Here is a 15,171-nt window from a genome sequence, read left to right as displayed (position 1 = left end):
CAAGTACGCTCCCGTTGGTCGCCGGACTCGCTCCGCTCGCCGCTTACTGGTAGCGTTATGCGCCAAAGATAGGATTGACGTCCATACTCTTGTGCAGAATTCTGATGATTTGAATTTGCTGACTGCCAATTTGTTTGTAAAAAATGACGTGACTGCTTTGAGGAAATTTTCGATAGCCGTGCCGAATATCGTTACACGCTTTGCCTATGTCAGGATTCTCTGCAAGGAGCCAAAAAGACTCATCGAATTGCTTTAAGTAAACATTACGTTGCTCTCGCCCCCATCTTCGAGAAGTAAACCGAGCAATATCCTTTAGGTCTGACTTAGCTTGAAGGGTGAGTTGGAACGGCTTCATATAGCATCTTCGGCATCTAGTTCATGGATAAGTGAATCAAGGTCATAGTCGACTGTTCCGCTTTCTTCGCCTTCTACCAATAGTTGACGCAAAGTGTTGAGCTTAGTTTCCTGATTTTCTAGCAAGCGCAGCGCTGAACGTATAACTTCGCTCGCGGAACCATAGCGGCCGCTCTGTAGTTGGCTCGCTATGAAGCTATCGAAATGATCGCCAAGAGTAATGCTAGTGTTTTTTGCCATGATGGGACTCCGGATGATACCTAGTAGTACCTAATTATGGTATCGATCCTTAATTGTTGCAAGTGCCACACAACAAGTCAGTAAAGGGGGGGGCAGCAATCAGTCATCTAACCTTTTCATGGCTTTACGGTAAACATCGCTACGTTCGCGCTTTCCAACTGCTAAGACGGTTACAATGATGACATCGTCTTCAACTTTGTAGACGAGACGGTAGCCCGAGTGATGCAACTAAATTTTATACATGTTGCCAGCTCCAGATAGTTTTGAAACCGGAACATGTGGGTTATCTAAGCGATCGATTAGCTTTTTCTTAAATTGTTGTTGCAGAGTAGAACCAAGCTTTTTTTTCACTCTTTGAGGGCGCTCTTTTTAAAGTCGAGTTTATAGGTCATCAATACTTACCGAAATGCTCTCTTCAGATTCACGCTCTTTGGCTATAGCGAGTAGTTCAAGATCTTCGAGTCTGTCCATCATCATTTCGTACGCTTCGGCAGGTACGCAATAAAATGCTGGTTCATTTCGGTTTAATACAGCAACAGGTTCGCCGTAAGCACTAGTTGCAACTTTCATAGGGTTAGCTTTCAACTCAGTAATGCTTGCAGCAACATCGGCTAAAATTCTAGCGGTCATGTAATAGGTCTCTTAAGTGGTCTTTATGTTGGTCATTTTAGCCTCAACCAAGCGGTATAACAATTTGCTTAAGAGTGATTCGCAACGCGTGGCATTTTTACTATGCGTCGGTTTATGTGTTTAAGGTATTATGCGGAGGCCAAGGTATTGCTTTGCTCACACCTTAGCTTAGCGTTCGCCACCATAGAGAAAAAGATGATTACTAAAACTACGAAAGACCTTAAAGAAGAACTGGAACGAGTTTTGGCAGCAAGTGGACAATTCGATGCCGACTCGATTGCATACACTTTAGATACTCTAGATAAACACCTAGAAAATCCTGATTATGAAATATGGTCGATTCACACAAACGAGCAAGAGGAATTTAGAGAGTTGTACAAAGTGGCATATAAACATTGTCCTAAAACCATTGATACCTTTAAAGCAGGGTATAAAGGTACAGCAAACAACAACGAAATAACAAAGAGAAATTAGCATGAATGAAGCGCTTATACTTCCGGTTATCTGCATATTAGCGGGTTCCTTCTTCGTTGTAAGAAATGTCTTACATATGACGAATGGGGCGAGACTCAGACGTTATCTTAGCACCAGCCCAAAGGCGAGATTGCTGGTAAACAAGTATGGGGTTGAAGAAACCGCAGCAATTTCAAGAAAATACCTTCTTCCCATTGGCGTCCTAGTCGGGCTGATTATTTTGTTGGTTGGTCTTAGAGCGCTCTTCGTAATCTTTAGTGCTTAAGTCGGCATATACAACAAGTAAAGTTACCTGGCACATTGGAGAAGTCAGGTCGAGTTAAAGAAAGGAGTTCTATGCTTTATTTATTTTTAGGGTATGCCGTTGTTGGGCTATACATTATTCTCGGTATTCCATTAGAGGATACGCTAACGAGTGGTCAATATGCTTTATTAATCTGCGTTTCAGTCGTCATGGACTTTCTTCGGATTCTTCCTTACTTAGCTGGTCGATATTTTTCACAGCAGCCCAAACTTCACTGGGCAACAATGTTGTTCTTCGGCGTTGTGATTGGGGTTTTCACACGCGTTATATTGCCAAAACTTGGCATTGTGCCTATCGACTTGTATTGGTATTGGCTCATGCCTTCGGCACTGTTTTTCGCTGTTGCCTTTATACCCAAAAGCTTTGAGTTCTGGAGAGTAAGGGTTGTGGAGTCAAAGCCTTCAGAGCCGTCGGAAAATGAAAACCCTGTCGACGCTTTTAAAGCGAATGAGCAATTCTTCAAGTGTCCAACGTGTGAACATAAAATAGGGTTATTTTCTAAAACCGCCAACTCTTGGGGGAAGAGGAAAGTATGTCCGCAGTGTAACCAACCGTTCGAGGCATTTATCAAACTGAAAACGTTTACGATTTTAATACTACCGACTTTGGCTTTAAATTTAATATTTCTAAGGCCGCTTGTTGTTTCCCTAGGCATAAATGGCGGCATCAGTAATGGACTTTTAAGCGGTATTCTTGTTTTGCTATCAATGCGATATCGAAGAGTCAGAAACGCTAATGTTACCGAGTAAGTAATTAACCCAAAATAATAAAAAACCAAGGAGTAAAGATGTCTCCCACCTCATTGTTCAGATTCATATTAATTGCCAGTTTAATGGCCTCAATCACCTCAGTGGTTGCGGGTATCAGTTTGTTAGATACGCTGCCTCAAATTTTACAAGACTATATGGCACAACTCGAATCACAGGAAATGTCGAAAGGAAAGGCATTATTTCTTCTATTGCTCGTGCCAACAGTTTTATTGTTATTGCTGATATCAACTATTGGATTATGGAAGTTTAAATCGTGGGCCAGAACCTTATACGTCATTCTGCTAGTGGCGTTTATTCCGCTCTATCCAGCATCAGGGCCAGTGGTCATGACGAGTCTGGAAGCCATGTTTAGAGATATTGCATTAGTTTTAGAAGGTGTCTTGTTGGCATTGATGTATACAGGGGAGGTCAATCAAAAATTTGTTTCCACCACAACTAATGAAAACAGCTAAAAAGGAGTTTTGAATGAATCGATATATTTTGCCCATTATAGGTGCTGTTGCTTTAGTCGGTTGTAAAAGTACGCCCAGCGACCAATATCAAGATGTGCAATTAACTGAAGCAGAATTGCTTTCCAAGAAATGGGAAAAACTTGAACGGTTTCCGCCTATGTATCCGATTGAAGAAGCGAGAGCCGGCAAAGAAGGCTGCGCATCTGTTGAGTATGTTATTACACCCGATTACCAAATCGAAGATGTTAAAGTCGTTTACTCAACGAGTAAATACTTTGCAAAACAAGCGAAGCTCAACGTGACTAAGTGGAAATGGTCTGACTTACCGCAAGGTATCATTCAAGCCCCAGTTAAGACTAATACCCAATTCCAGTTCTGTTTAGAGACTGGCGATGGCCACTGCTCGCAACCTAAACCGGTTAACAACGAACAATGCGTTGGTGAGGACGTTGTTTATTCAGTTGGGTATAGCATGAAACGCTAGTGGCGCAGTTTACAAATTGTAATCGTAACAAGGAGAACATAATGGAAGCTATGGGAATTCTCGGGTTTATTTTTGGTTTAGCAGGATTATCTATCGCGACAACAGCGAAAAAAGACATCGCGAAGCTCACATCAGAACTTGAAGAGCTTAAAGCATCATTGGAAAGCCAGGATAAATCCTAACAAGGCTGATGCTCGCTAAAAGATTAGAGCAAGATAAAGCTTAAACTGCTTGCAGCTAACGGTCTTTCTTTGCAAAAGCATTCGCTAATTTTGCCCATTCGAGCGAAGCCATTTTCTGAGGAGGTAGTGCGCTATGGAACCAAAAAGCTTGGTTAAACTTTGGGTTGATGCCTTTAATGACGCAGATGTTGAGCGGCTTGTTGGCTTTTATTCCGATGACGCCATAAACCACCAAGTAGCCAACGAACCAGTTAAAGGTATTAATGCTATCCGTGCAATGTTTGAAGCAGATTTTTCTTCCGCAGAGATGGTTTGTATCGTAGAGAACATCTTTCAAGATGGTGAATGGGCGATTCTAGAGTGGCGAGACCCTCTTGGTTTACGAGGGTGTGGTTTTTTTCACATTCAAAATAACGAAATAGTATTTCAACGGGGGTATTGGGATAAGTTGTCTTTTTTAAAGCAACAGGGTCTTCCAATACCCAATTAATAGTGGCTGTATAGAGTCTAGAAAAACACTGCAGGTGTTATGCATAAACTGCTAGTAGCAATAACAGCAAGCTTCTTTCTGTTCATTATCTGGATCATCTACCTCGCCAATACTGGTCAAAGTAGCGTGTTCTTTGATCTTGTACGTCAAATTCCTTACGGCGACAAACTCGGGCATTTTAGCCTGTTCGGGTTACTGACACTCAGTTTTAATGTTGCCTGTAAGTTTAAGACATTTGTGCTAGGCGAGCTCAAGGTATTTTGGGGTAGTGCTGTTGTTTTAGTGTTTGTGAGTGCAGAAGAGCTAAGCCAGCACTTTATGCCGAGCAGAACGCTCGATATATACGACTACGCCGCTAATGTAACGGGAATTATTGTTTTTAGTTGGCTTTCGAGTGTTATGGCTAGGCGAACATCGACATGATGAGTGGGTAGACGCTTCCCTATGAAAGAGCCGTTTATATCGTACTAAATAAACACGATAATGGCTGAGGGTAAGTAAAACGGCTACACATTCGCTTTAAGAAATGGTTGCTGCCGACAATAGATCAAACCAAAAATTGAGAAGTTTAAATAGATGAATCAGACAATATCGGTGTGCGTGCTTGGCGCGACCGGAACCATTGGCATAGCGCTCACGAGTCACCTAATCGCCAAAGGTGTAAAGGTCAATGCGGTTGTCAAGGATGCGAACAAGCTTAATAGGTTGTTGCTACAACGCAATATTGACAACACAAACGAATGTTTAACCGTATACACAATGGATTTGTTCGCAGGCAATGGTGAACTTGCTAATGGGTTGGCAAAGCCGCTTGACGGGTGCTGTGCGGTATTCAATTGCGCCTCGCCCAAGCTCTCTTGGAAACCTTGGTCTAAGATTAATCGCACCTGGCAACATCCCATCACTTCGCTAACCAAAACCCTTGTTGCACTTGGCAGCGAGCAAGTTATAAAGCCACATATTGTTAGCTTTTGTGGGCCCGATTATTTCGATGGCTACAACACAAACTTGTATTTCTATCAACGATGGTTTTCTAAAACGTCAAGGGTGTTGTTTCCAGCACTGCAAGACAACTATGATGAAGCGTTATTTTTGTCTAACGCCAGTTATCCTAACTGGACGGTGTTCCGGTGCGGTGGCATAAAGCCGGACGACGCCAAGCAAGGCACCATAAGCCTCGGTAAAGCAAGTAATGTGGCCATAGACTTTGTGCAAGATAAAAGTAATTACCGTGCAGGCAAAGGCTACTCTTTGTATGCACATGACTTAGGAGCCTATATCGCTGAGTTAATGGCAACTAAATCAATGGCGAGCGTTTCGCAAAAGATGCCATACGCGTTTAACCTAGTGTTTTAAGAGCTAATACAGTATTACTAAAGGCTCGCTTAATGCCGGCTCAGCTAACAAAAGACACAATATAATCATGGAGGATTTACCTTGCGTATTTTTATAACCTTACTATTGGCATACACGCTTTCGGGATGCGCGAGCATTCAGGTCGACTAGCCGATGTTAATTAACCTCGACACGACCCAGTTAACCTTAGAATCACAAAAAGACTTGCCTGAAGAAAAAGGTTGGTTGTCATCCATTCCTGCAAGGACCGAGTATACTTTAGCGTTATCACCCGAAGCCATTCGTGACTTTTACGAGCTACAAAAATCAATGCACTTAGAAACCCCGAAAGAGATTAACTTTTCGGTGGTAACTAAATTCGAGCCTATCGACGAACTGCCTGAAGATACGACCATGTCGATATTTCTTAAGCTAGAGAAAGATTCGAGCTTTATTACACTCTTTGATAGAGCAAAGTTAGAATTCAAACAAGGTAGTAAATCATTGTCATAGCAACGACCGTGAATCGCAGTGGAGACAATATGTTTAAACAGCTACTAGAGATAAATCAGCGTCCAAAGTCATTTGAGTTTTATACGGCGGATGAGCTTTGGACCAACGAGCACACATCAAAGCAAATGCTTGAGTACCATTTAAATGGCGCAATTGATGTGTCGTCTAAAAACAGCGCCTTTATAGACAAGGCGGTTGATTGGATGGCAACCCACTTTCAAGTTCAACAAGGTACCGCAATTGCGGATTTTGGCTGTGGTCCAGGGCTTTATACCACGAAACTTGCGGAAAAAGGCGCAGTCGTTACCGGAATCGATTTCTCAAAGCGCTCGTTAAGTTATGCCAAACAGGTGGCGGCTGATAAAGGGCTGAATATTGATTACATTCAGGCAAACTACCTTGATTTCGAAACCAATGAAAAATTCGATCTCATTACCATGATCATGTACGACTATTGTGCGTTAAGCCCACAGCAACGAAATACGATGCTGAAAAAGTTTAAAAGCATGCTAAAACCAAACGGCTCGATACTGTTTGACGTGTATTCGTTAAATGCGTTTGCGCAAAAAAGTGAATCATCAGCTTACGAGTTAAATCAACTCAATGGTTTTTGGTCAGCCGACGACTATTACTGTTTCGTGAATACCTTTAAATACGAACAAGAAAAGGTCATGCTGGATAAGTACACCATAATAGAAAGCGCGCAAACTCGCACCGTATACAACTGGCTGCAATACTTTGACGAGCGCTCACTGCGCAATGAAATCGAAAGCGCTGGGCTTAGCATTAAACAGCATTATGGCGATGTTGCCGGCAGCGCTTATTGCACTGAGGCGAGTGAGTTTGCCGTTGTTGTAGGATAAAGCCAAGGGTAGCGACCACCATAATGGTTTGGCATACCCCAACTTAAACGAAAAATAGTGTAGGATTTTCAATGCACGCAATTAAACTGACTTCAACGCACTGCATTATTCGACCGTTTCAATTAAAGGACTTGGAGTGTTTTGCCGAGTATCGAGGTCAAGAGTCGGTTGCCCGTTATCAGAGTTGGTCAAATTACAGCTACCAAGACGCTGTTAAGCTGTTTGAAGCCATGGACTATTCCACCTTTGGTAGTATAGGGCAGTGGTATCAACTGGCCATAGTTGCCAAGAAAGGCGACAGTTTACTTGGCGATTTAGCGATACATTTTGTTGATGAGCAACAACTGGAAATTGGCTTTACTGTGGCGCCCCAGTTTCAGGGGCAAGGCATCGCAAGCGAGGCGGTATCGGCGTTATTAGCCTATGTATTTACCCATTTAAAGATACACAGAGTGACAGCGACAACCGATGTGAATAATGTGGCGTCTTACAAGTTGTTGGAAAAACTTAAGTTTCGTCGTGAAGCGCACTTCATTCAAAACATATTTTTCAAAGGCAAATGGGGCGATGAGTATCAATACGCTTTATTGCGTAGCGAAAGTGTTTCGCGAAAGTAATTCGCGATTGTAACCGGGTAGGTAACCGATGAACCTTATTTATGTTATGGATCCAATGTGCAGTTGGTGTTACGCCTTTCAACCGCAATTAGAAGCCTTCTTAACAGCGCAACCCCAGGCTAAGGTTAGCTGGATTATGGGCGGCTTGGCGCCAGATACCAGCGAGCCCATGCCTCAACAACAACGACAGGCCATTGCCGGTTATTGGCGAGTTATCGAGCAAAAAACCTCGGTGACCTTTAACCACGACTTTTGGTCAAAAAACATCCCATTTCGGTCAACTTATCCAGCTTGCAGAGCGGTTATTGCCGCTGAGCAGCTACGAAGCAATAGCTCGTTAGCTATGGTTAAGGCCATACAAAAAGCTTACTATCAAGAGGCTCAAAACCCATCGCTAGCGGACACCTTAGTTGAATGTGCGGTGTCCATTGGATTGGATAGTACCGAGTTTACCGAAGTATTAAATTCGCCACTCACACAGCAATCGTTTGAACAGCATCTTAGCCTTAGCCAACAATTGCAGGTTCAGGGTTTTCCCGCATTGTTTTATATTGATGGTCAGCAGCGCGCTTATCCATTAACCTATGGCTATTGTGAGGCCAGTGCGCTTGACGCCGCATTGCCTAGCTAACTGATTACACATGAGAGTGGTTCTTTGCAAGAAATAGTAAATGACATTGCCAATTCGATGGCTCGCGAAACAGAACGTGGTCAAGTAGCCGACTACATTCCAGAACTGGCGGCAATCGATCCAAACCAGTTTGCGATATCCATCGCTTTGCCTAATGGAGAGGTTTATAGTGCCGGCTGTGCGCAAAAGCCGTTCTCAATTCAGAGTATTTCTAAAGTCTTTAGCTTAACCTTGGCACTAGGGAAAATTGGCGACAACATTTGGAATCGAGTTGGACGCGAGCCCTCAGGCGACCCGTTTAATTCGATTGTTCAGTTAGAGCATGAGCATGGCATTCCTCGGAACCCGTTTATTAATGCCGGTGCCATAGCGGTTGTCGATGCCATTATGATGGGCCACCAACCTAAAGAATCCCTTGCCGAAATCATACAGTTTGTGCGCTACATTGCCGATGACAACAGCATAGGTATCGACGAGAAGGTGGCGCTGTCTGAGTTAGCGACTACCCATCGTAATGCGTCATTGGCGCATTTTATGAAGTCATTTGGCAACATTGAGCACGATATCGATAAACTGCTTGGGGTTTATTGCCACCAATGCTCTATTGCCATGTCCTGTGAACAGTTGGCGAAATCCGGGCTGTTTTTGGTGTCAGATGGCATGAACGAGTCCTCTGGTTACCGAGTGGTTTCAGCACAACGAGCACGCCGTATTAATTCGCTCATGTTAATGTGCGGCCACTACGATGGCTCGGGTGAGTTCGCTTACCGAGTAGGCTTACCGGGCAAAAGTGGCGTTGGTGGCGGTATCTTAGCCATTGCACCGGGCAAAGCCTCGATTGCTGTTTGGTCCCCAGGGCTGGATAAAATTGGCAACAGCAAATTAGGTACGTTAGCGCTTGAGCGATTAGTTGAGCACACCGGCTGGTCTGTTTTTTAGGTGAGAGAATCGACATTTTAGTTAAAACTCTATAGTTGCCCAACCACAAATCGGTTACATTGCGTCACAATGTTTTTTCGTAGGCGCAACAACACATCATGGCAACCTTTCATTTCAAATTTTCACTGATCAGTGCCGGGGTATGCGCGGCACTCTCCATGCTTCCTATGTCTGTCGTGGAAGCCTCAGAGCATGAACACGAGCACGCAAAAGAGTCGGCAATCGAACGCGAGCACGACGAACACCAACATGAAGGTCATGATGACGATCATCATGACGACGAGCATGGGCATCATGACGAGGATCACGGTCACGACCATCATGGCCACCACGATCACCACAATGAATCCATTGAAAAAATTCAAGTACGCGCTAATCGCTTAGGGCGGGTTGTTAATGACGCGGCAACTCGCATCGAAATCATTAACGGCGAAGAGATCCAAGAAAAGGCGTTAATGCGTCCCGGTAATATATCCATGTTGGTTGCCGAAACGGGTGGGGTGCGTGTGCAAACCACCTCGCCGGCACTTGGAAGCGCCAACATTCGTCTGCAAAGCTTATATGGCCGTTACACTCAACTGCTCAGTGATGGTTTGCCTTTGTACGGTGGCCAAGCGTCTTCTATTGGGCTTTTACAAATTCCACCAACGGATCTGGCCAACGTTGAAATTATTAAAGGTTCAGCGTCATCAATGTATGGCGGTTCGGCGCTTGGCGGCGTGATTAACTTAATTTCTCGCCAGCCTGGTGATGAGTTTGAAGGCGAGATCTTAGCCAATGCTACTTCTAAAGATGGTCAAGATGTAACGGGTTACTTCGCCAGCCCGCTTACAGAGCAATTTAGCGGCTCGGTTACCGCCGGTTTGCATCGTCAAACGGCGCAAGATCTCGACAATGACGGCTGGATAGATCTCGCAGGGTATGAGCGCGCCACTGTTAGACCGAGAATGTACTGGAGCAACGACGACGGTGCTAATCTCTACGTGACCCTTGGTGCCATGACCGAATCACGAAAAGGCGGTACGCTCGATGGTTTTACCGTTCCTGATGGCACAGAGTTTAAACAAAACGCCGATACGAAACGTTCAGATCTGGGCTTTGCCTTTGATCAATCCTTAACCAATGACATGACCCTAAGCTTCAGGGGCTCGGCCATGCTGCAAGATGACGAGCATCAGTACGGTTCGCTGCTGGAGGTGGACAGTCATAAGAGCTATTTGATTGAGTCGAGCGTTTCTGGCTACCAAGACCACATTGACTGGGTAGCTGGTATTGCCTATCAATCAGAGGTATTTGATTCCGAAACCTTTTCTGAGTTTGACTACACCTATCAAGTGCCAGGACTTTTTGCTCAGGTCGATTATGAGTTGGATTACGATCTATCGGCCTCGGTAAGTGCTAGGGCGGATTGGCATAACGAATATGGTAGCCAAATTAGTCCGCGCGTTTCAATGCTTTATCATCCTGACAATTGGTCGATACGAGGCTCTTATGGCCTTGGCTTTTTTGCGCCAACCCCGTTTGTTGAAGAGATTGATGCGGCGGGACTGTCACGCTTAGAGCCTTTGCAAGATCTTAAAGCAGAAAAAGCCACCACCGCGTCCCTTGACGGCACCTACACGCTAAACAGCATTGAAACCGGGTTAACCTTGTTTGCGACAAACATTGATGGCGCGACCGAGCTGGAAACCATAGCGGGCGTGCCCAGTGACGCTGACAAGCAAGTGCGACTGGTAAACTCGCCGGGCGAAACACGCATTCGTGGTGCTGAGGTGCTCATACGTTACCGCTGGCACGACGTTAAGGTTACCGGTAGTTATTTGTATACCGACTCCAGCAAACCCGAGCTTGCAAGCAATGAGCGCGTTCAATTGGCGCTTACACCAAAACACAGTGCCGGCGCGGTCATCATGTGGGAGCAACATGGTAAGGGGCTGTTGGGTTTTGAAGCCTATTACACCGGCAGTCAGCGGCTCGAGGACAACCCATACCTTAACGAAGGTAAACCTTATTGGCATCTTGGCTTGCTTGGGCAAATTACCTTTGGCCGCGTGAGTTTGTTTGTTAATGCCGAAAACTTGCTGGACATTCGCCAAACCAAAGAGCACCCGCTTGTGCTACCAGCGCGCGCTCCCAGCGGTACTTGGACCACGGATATTTGGTCACGAAACGATGGCTTTATTGTGAATGCCGGGGTGAGGGTACAATTTGGAGTTTAATAGTTGCCAATAGCACGCTATGTTAAATAGGTACTGTTAATTTATAAGGATCATCAATGATACAAGTAGCCGCCGCCGAATCACTCCTTGTTGCTATGTGTGTGTTGTTTGTAGGCTACTTTATTAGCCGGCGCAGTGCCTTTTTAAAGAACTATAACATTCCAGTTCCCATTATCGGTGGCCTGATCATGGCGGTGCTTATCACCGCCTTGCACATGCAAGGGATCACCATCGCCTTCGATTTACCCCTAAAAGACACCTTAATGTTGATGTTTTTTGCGTCGGTTGGGCTGGCGGCAAACTTCAAGCTGTTGGCCAAAGGCGGCGCAAAGGTGTTTTTATTTTTAGGCGTTGCCACGGTTTATATTGTTATTCAAAACACCATAGGGGTATCGGTGGCCAGCGCCTTTGGTTTAGACCCCTTGCTTGGGTTGGTTGCTGGCTCTATTACCTTAAGCGGTGGTCATGGCACTGGGGCTGCCTGGGCGCAAACCTTCAGTGAGACCTATGGTATAGAAACGCTGGAACTAGCCATGGCGGCGGCCACGTTTGGCTTGGTTATGGGGGGGATGATAGGCGGCCCAGTGGCGCAAAAACTGATCAAGAAACATCAATTGCGCTCAAGCTATGAAATGCCAACACCAGGAAACCACCATATCGACAATCCGGATGTGGTGACCTACATTGATACCGAAGAAGATAGGATCACTGCCAAGTCCACCATTCAAACCTTGTTCGTGTTATTGCTGTGTGTGGTGTTTGCAGGCCATGCGAAAGAATGGGTAGACGCCTTTGAAATTTCTTGGCTAAAAATCCCCAACTTTGTATACGCCTTGTTTATAGGTGTTGTTATAACCAACCTGTGCGATTTTACCAATTCTTATAAAATTAATAAGGAAACGCTGGATGCGTTGGGCACCATATCGCTTAATCTGTTTTTAGCCATGGCTTTGATGAGCTTAAAGCTTTGGGAGCTGTTGGATTTGGCGCTACCACTGCTGGCCATATTACTGGTGCAAACCGTAGTTTTAGCGCTGTTTTGCTATTGGGTGACTTTTCGGGTTATGGGCAGCAACTACGATGCAGCCATTATGGCGGGCGGTCATTGTGGCTTTGGAATGGGGGCAACGCCTACTGCGGTGATGAATATGGGTACCTTGGTCACCCGTTATGGGCCGTCGCCGCAAGCCTTCGTTGTAGTGCCTATCGTTGGGGCATTCTTCATCGACATCGCTAACTTGATTGTGCTGCAAACCTTTATTGGCTTTATTAGATAATTTCTTTTCACAATGAGCGGCTATCAATAGGATTGCCGCTTTTTTTTTGTTATAACTCATCTCATATTGTCGCACCGATTTCTGGTTACTATTAAGGACTGCTGTACATGTTGTTTTCAGCCATCGAACAAGCCCCTGCCGATCCCATTCTTGGACTTACCGACGCCTTTAAAGCCGACGCTCGTTCTAACAAGATTAACTTGGGCGTTGGTATTTATAAAAACGAAGCAGGGCAGACGCCCGTGCTGGACTCGGTTAAGAAAGCAGAAGCGTTACTGCTAGAAACGCAAACCTCTAAGAGCTATTTGGGCATAGAGGGCGTAGCGGAATACAGCGCTTTAGTACAAGACTTGCTGTTTGGTGAAAGCAGCGACATAAGGCAGTCTAACCGCTTATTTACCGCACAAGCGCCCGGCGGTACAGGCTCGCTACGAGTGGCGGCCGAGTTTTTAGTGAACGTTGCTAACGTCAGCACCATTTGGGTTAGTAACCCGACTTGGGCGAATCACAATGCGATCTTTACGGCGGCGGGTCTGACGGTAAAGAGTTATCGCTATTACGACAAGCAAAACCACGGTCTCGACTTTGACGGCATGTTGGCAGATTTATCTCAGGTTGAAGCAAACGACGTCGTACTTGTGCACGGTTGTTGTCATAACCCAACCGGAATCGATTTAAACCTTGAGCAATGGCAGCAATTAGCCAACTTATGCAAGCAACAACAGGCCATGCCGCTGTTTGATTTCGCCTACCAAGGCTTTGCCAACGGCGTAGAAGAAGATGCCGCTGGCTTACGGTTAGTCGCCAGTATTGTTCCAGAGTTGATGGTGGCGAACTCGTTCTCGAAAAACTTTGGCTTGTACAATGAGCGCATTGGCGGCATTACGTTGCTTTCTGAAAGCACAGACAGTGGCCAGCGTGCCTTTAGCCAAGTGAAAAAGACCATTCGTGCCATCTACTCCAATCCACCCGCGCACGGTGCCTTGATTGTGGCGACGATACTTGCAAATCCAGAGCTGAAACAATTGTGGATCGAAGAAGTGAAACAAATGCGTGAGCGCATTCATAAAATGCGTACCTTGTTTGTCAGCAAGCTTGCCGATGCCGGTATCACTCAAGACTTCAGTTTTATCGAACGTCAAAATGGTATGTTCAGCTTCTCCGGCTTAAGCGTCGAACAAGTCGACCGCTTAAAACAAGAGTTTGGCATTTATATTGTGGGTAGTGGTCGCATTAGTGTTGCGGGAATGACGCGGTCAAACATGGACGACTTAGTTGCCGGTATTAAAGCCGTTTTATAATCTTTGTCGACTTCAAAAATTCGAAAGCCCCTTGTTAGGGGCTTTTTTTAGATGAGTTACTTACCGGCTTTTAGCAGTTGCCAATATTTATCATAAATGAGCTCTGCTTCGCCAATGTCATCTTGAAACTCACCGGCTTCGATAACCTCAGCTGGCGGATAGACGATAGGGTCGTTAGCTAGCTCTTTAGGCATTAAGGCTTTGGCCGACTTGTTGGGCGTTGGGTAGCCAATTTCCTCAGCAACTCGCGCTGCGATTTCTGGACGCAATAAGAAGTTGATGAGCTTATGGGCGCCTTCAACGTTTTTAGCGCCAGAAGGAATGGCAATGTTGTCCACCCACAAAATTGGACCTTCTTTTGGATAGACTAAGGTGATGGCGTCATCTTCTTGGTGAGCGGCATAGGCGGAACCATTCCACAGCATGCCAATGCTGGTTTCACCGGCCAAATAAGGCAGTGATGGGGTATCAGAATTGTAAACCAACACGTTTTTAACCAAAGGCTTTAGGGTTTCGTAGGCTTGCTTGATCTCTTCTGGGTCGGTGCTGTTTCCTGAATGACCATTAACCACTAACGCCATGTGAAACACTTCGCGCACATCGTTCATTAACAAGATGGAATTGGCGAAGTCTTCATTCCATAAATCTTTCCAGCTGGTAATGGTACTCGGGTCTATGTCATCACTGTTTACACCGATGCCGGTTGCGCCCCAAATGTAAGGCAAGCTGTATTGATTGTCTGGGTCGTAGGGTTGATCCAACAACGCCGGATCCAAGTGAGAAATGTTGCTTAGTTTGCTTTTGTCCAGCTTTTGCAACAGCCCTTCATCGGCCATTTTACTGACGAAATAGGTGGAGGGAACCACTAGATCATAGCCTTCGCCTTTGAGTAATTTTACCTTGGCGTACATGGCTTCGTTGCTGTCGTAGGTGGTATAAACCACTTTAATACCGGTTTCTGCAGTAAACTCTTCTAATAGACCCGGTGGGATGTATTCAGACCAGTTGTAAAAATACACAGTGTCCTTATTAGCTTGCGCCGATAAAGAGATAAGAAGTGCACTCATTGTGATGAATAAGCGTTTAACCATCATAG

General features: G+C 45.2%; 20 protein-coding genes and 1 pseudogene. 16 read left to right on the top strand and 5 right to left on the bottom strand.

Annotation, left to right across the window (positions count from 1 at the left end):
• Positions 1-55: 55 nt before the first annotated feature.
• The 4 genes and pseudogenes from CLC91_RS10245 to CLC91_RS10230 form a co-directional block, all read right to left on the bottom strand.
• On the bottom strand, positions 56-355 hold the full coding sequence (locus tag CLC91_RS10245; protein ID WP_095499015.1) for a type II toxin-antitoxin system RelE/ParE family toxin: 300 nt from the start codon (positions 353-355) through the stop codon (positions 56-58).
• Positions 352-594 carry a type II toxin-antitoxin system ParD family antitoxin gene (locus CLC91_RS10240; RefSeq protein ID WP_095499016.1) on the bottom strand — a complete coding sequence of 81 codons (243 nt, stop codon included), beginning with the start codon at positions 592-594 and terminating at the stop codon, positions 352-354. Before CLC91_RS10240 ends, CLC91_RS10245 begins: the two co-directional genes overlap by 4 nt.
• A gap of 99 nt (positions 595-693) precedes the next feature.
• Positions 694-986 (bottom strand): annotated as a pseudogene (locus CLC91_RS10235) (type II toxin-antitoxin system RelE family toxin).
• Positions 976-1,224: a type II toxin-antitoxin system Phd/YefM family antitoxin gene (locus tag CLC91_RS10230; RefSeq protein ID WP_095499017.1), complete on the bottom strand. Its 249-nt coding sequence runs from the start codon at positions 1,222-1,224 to the stop codon at positions 976-978. The pseudogene CLC91_RS10235 and the gene CLC91_RS10230 overlap by 11 nt, the downstream one beginning before the upstream one ends.
• Positions 1,225-1,419: 195 nt before the next feature.
• Here CLC91_RS10230 and CLC91_RS10220 point away from each other — a divergent pair, with 195 nt between their 5' ends.
• The 16 genes from CLC91_RS10220 to CLC91_RS10145 all read left to right on the top strand — a co-directional run bounded on the left by CLC91_RS10220 (position 1,420) and on the right by CLC91_RS10145 (position 14,075).
• A complete protein-coding gene (locus CLC91_RS10220) occupies positions 1,420-1,698 on the top strand; it encodes a hypothetical protein (RefSeq protein WP_095499019.1) in 279 nt (92 codons plus the stop codon).
• 336 nt (positions 1,699-2,034) lie between these two features.
• Positions 2,035-2,751 carry a hypothetical protein gene (locus CLC91_RS10210; RefSeq protein WP_095499021.1) on the top strand — a complete coding sequence of 239 codons (717 nt, stop codon included), beginning with the start codon at positions 2,035-2,037 and terminating at the stop codon, positions 2,749-2,751.
• Positions 2,752-2,789: 38 nt separating this feature from the next.
• Entirely contained in the window at positions 2,790-3,224 is a 435-nt protein-coding gene (locus tag CLC91_RS10205) for a hypothetical protein (RefSeq protein ID WP_095499022.1), read from the top strand.
• A gap of 13 nt (positions 3,225-3,237) precedes the next feature.
• Entirely contained in the window at positions 3,238-3,708 is a 471-nt protein-coding gene (locus tag CLC91_RS10200; RefSeq protein ID WP_095499023.1) for an energy transducer TonB, read from the top strand.
• Positions 3,709-3,749: 41 nt separating this feature from the next.
• Positions 3,750-3,890, top strand: coding sequence for a hypothetical protein (locus tag CLC91_RS14980; protein ID WP_158220724.1), 141 nt, complete (start codon positions 3,750-3,752; stop codon positions 3,888-3,890).
• A gap of 133 nt (positions 3,891-4,023) precedes the next feature.
• Complete coding sequence (locus CLC91_RS10195) at positions 4,024-4,380, top strand: nuclear transport factor 2 family protein (protein ID WP_095499024.1); 357 nt, start codon at positions 4,024-4,026, stop codon at positions 4,378-4,380.
• Positions 4,381-4,419: 39 nt separating this feature from the next.
• Positions 4,420-4,803 carry a VanZ family protein gene (locus tag CLC91_RS10190; protein ID WP_095499025.1) on the top strand — a complete coding sequence of 128 codons (384 nt, stop codon included), beginning with the start codon at positions 4,420-4,422 and terminating at the stop codon, positions 4,801-4,803.
• A gap of 153 nt (positions 4,804-4,956) precedes the next feature.
• Positions 4,957-5,736, top strand: a complete 780-nt coding sequence (locus CLC91_RS10185; protein ID WP_095500379.1) for a Rossmann-fold NAD(P)-binding domain-containing protein — start codon at positions 4,957-4,959, stop codon at positions 5,734-5,736.
• Between the two features lie 153 nt (positions 5,737-5,889).
• Complete coding sequence (locus CLC91_RS10180; RefSeq protein ID WP_095500378.1) at positions 5,890-6,228, top strand: hypothetical protein; 339 nt, start codon at positions 5,890-5,892, stop codon at positions 6,226-6,228.
• Positions 6,229-6,257: 29 nt separating this feature from the next.
• On the top strand, positions 6,258-7,091 hold the full coding sequence (locus CLC91_RS10175; RefSeq protein WP_095500377.1) for a class I SAM-dependent methyltransferase: 834 nt from the start codon (positions 6,258-6,260) through the stop codon (positions 7,089-7,091).
• A 71-nt stretch (positions 7,092-7,162) separates the two neighbouring features.
• On the top strand, positions 7,163-7,708 hold the full coding sequence (locus CLC91_RS10170) for a GNAT family N-acetyltransferase (protein ID WP_095499029.1): 546 nt from the start codon (positions 7,163-7,165) through the stop codon (positions 7,706-7,708).
• A gap of 28 nt (positions 7,709-7,736) precedes the next feature.
• Complete coding sequence (locus CLC91_RS10165) at positions 7,737-8,339, top strand: DsbA family protein (RefSeq protein WP_095499030.1); 603 nt, start codon at positions 7,737-7,739, stop codon at positions 8,337-8,339.
• Positions 8,340-8,363: 24 nt separating this feature from the next.
• Positions 8,364-9,278 (top strand): glutaminase, encoded by a 915-nt coding sequence (locus CLC91_RS10160; RefSeq protein ID WP_095499031.1) that lies wholly within the window; start codon positions 8,364-8,366, stop codon positions 9,276-9,278.
• Positions 9,279-9,376: 98 nt separating this feature from the next.
• A complete protein-coding gene (locus tag CLC91_RS10155) occupies positions 9,377-11,497 on the top strand; it encodes a TonB-dependent receptor plug domain-containing protein (RefSeq protein ID WP_095500376.1) in 2,121 nt (706 codons plus the stop codon).
• Between the two features lie 56 nt (positions 11,498-11,553).
• The gene (gene gltS / locus CLC91_RS10150; protein WP_095499033.1) at positions 11,554-12,774 is read left to right on the top strand and encodes a sodium/glutamate symporter; all 1,221 of its coding nucleotides are present in this window, start codon (positions 11,554-11,556) and stop codon (positions 12,772-12,774) included.
• A gap of 107 nt (positions 12,775-12,881) precedes the next feature.
• The gene (locus tag CLC91_RS10145) at positions 12,882-14,075 is read left to right on the top strand and encodes an amino acid aminotransferase (protein ID WP_095499034.1); all 1,194 of its coding nucleotides are present in this window, start codon (positions 12,882-12,884) and stop codon (positions 14,073-14,075) included.
• Between the two features lie 56 nt (positions 14,076-14,131).
• On the opposite strand, the gene CLC91_RS10140 is transcribed toward CLC91_RS10145, so the two are convergent.
• The gene (locus CLC91_RS10140; RefSeq protein ID WP_095499035.1) at positions 14,132-15,169 is read right to left on the bottom strand and encodes an extracellular solute-binding protein; all 1,038 of its coding nucleotides are present in this window, start codon (positions 15,167-15,169) and stop codon (positions 14,132-14,134) included.
• Positions 15,170-15,171 lie beyond the last annotated feature (2 nt).

The sequence above is a fragment of the Paraferrimonas haliotis genome, from assembly GCF_002282895.1.
GTDB classification, from domain to species: domain Bacteria; phylum Pseudomonadota; class Gammaproteobacteria; order Enterobacterales; family Shewanellaceae; genus Paraferrimonas; species Paraferrimonas haliotis.
This window is presented reverse-complemented; position numbering and strand designations above follow the sequence as displayed.

Excerpts from the sequence above, each read along its gene's own strand:
- CLC91_RS10245 (WP_095499015.1), bottom strand. The coding sequence starts at position 355 with ATGAAGCCGTTCCAACTCACCCTTCAAGCTAAGTCAGACCTAAAGGAT.
- CLC91_RS10240 (WP_095499016.1), bottom strand. The coding sequence starts at position 594 with ATGGCAAAAAACACTAGCATTACTCTTGGCGATCATTTCGATAGCTTC.
- CLC91_RS10230 (WP_095499017.1), bottom strand. The coding sequence starts at position 1,224 with ATGACCGCTAGAATTTTAGCCGATGTTGCTGCAAGCATTACTGAGTTG.
- CLC91_RS10220 (WP_095499019.1), top strand. The coding sequence starts at position 1,420 with ATGATTACTAAAACTACGAAAGACCTTAAAGAAGAACTGGAACGAGTT.
- CLC91_RS10210 (WP_095499021.1), top strand. The coding sequence starts at position 2,035 with ATGCTTTATTTATTTTTAGGGTATGCCGTTGTTGGGCTATACATTATT.
- CLC91_RS10205 (WP_095499022.1), top strand. The coding sequence starts at position 2,790 with ATGTCTCCCACCTCATTGTTCAGATTCATATTAATTGCCAGTTTAATG.
- CLC91_RS10200 (WP_095499023.1), top strand. The coding sequence starts at position 3,238 with ATGAATCGATATATTTTGCCCATTATAGGTGCTGTTGCTTTAGTCGGT.
- CLC91_RS14980 (WP_158220724.1), top strand. The coding sequence starts at position 3,750 with ATGGAAGCTATGGGAATTCTCGGGTTTATTTTTGGTTTAGCAGGATTA.
- CLC91_RS10195 (WP_095499024.1), top strand. The coding sequence starts at position 4,024 with ATGGAACCAAAAAGCTTGGTTAAACTTTGGGTTGATGCCTTTAATGAC.
- CLC91_RS10190 (WP_095499025.1), top strand. The coding sequence starts at position 4,420 with ATGCATAAACTGCTAGTAGCAATAACAGCAAGCTTCTTTCTGTTCATT.
- CLC91_RS10185 (WP_095500379.1), top strand. The coding sequence starts at position 4,957 with ATGAATCAGACAATATCGGTGTGCGTGCTTGGCGCGACCGGAACCATT.
- CLC91_RS10180 (WP_095500378.1), top strand. The coding sequence starts at position 5,890 with ATGTTAATTAACCTCGACACGACCCAGTTAACCTTAGAATCACAAAAA.
- CLC91_RS10175 (WP_095500377.1), top strand. The coding sequence starts at position 6,258 with ATGTTTAAACAGCTACTAGAGATAAATCAGCGTCCAAAGTCATTTGAG.
- CLC91_RS10170 (WP_095499029.1), top strand. The coding sequence starts at position 7,163 with ATGCACGCAATTAAACTGACTTCAACGCACTGCATTATTCGACCGTTT.
- CLC91_RS10165 (WP_095499030.1), top strand. The coding sequence starts at position 7,737 with ATGAACCTTATTTATGTTATGGATCCAATGTGCAGTTGGTGTTACGCC.
- CLC91_RS10155 (WP_095500376.1), top strand. The coding sequence starts at position 9,377 with ATGGCAACCTTTCATTTCAAATTTTCACTGATCAGTGCCGGGGTATGC.
- gltS (WP_095499033.1), top strand. The coding sequence starts at position 11,554 with ATGATACAAGTAGCCGCCGCCGAATCACTCCTTGTTGCTATGTGTGTG.
- CLC91_RS10145 (WP_095499034.1), top strand. The coding sequence starts at position 12,882 with ATGTTGTTTTCAGCCATCGAACAAGCCCCTGCCGATCCCATTCTTGGA.
- CLC91_RS10140 (WP_095499035.1), bottom strand. The coding sequence starts at position 15,169 with ATGATGGTTAAACGCTTATTCATCACAATGAGTGCACTTCTTATCTCT.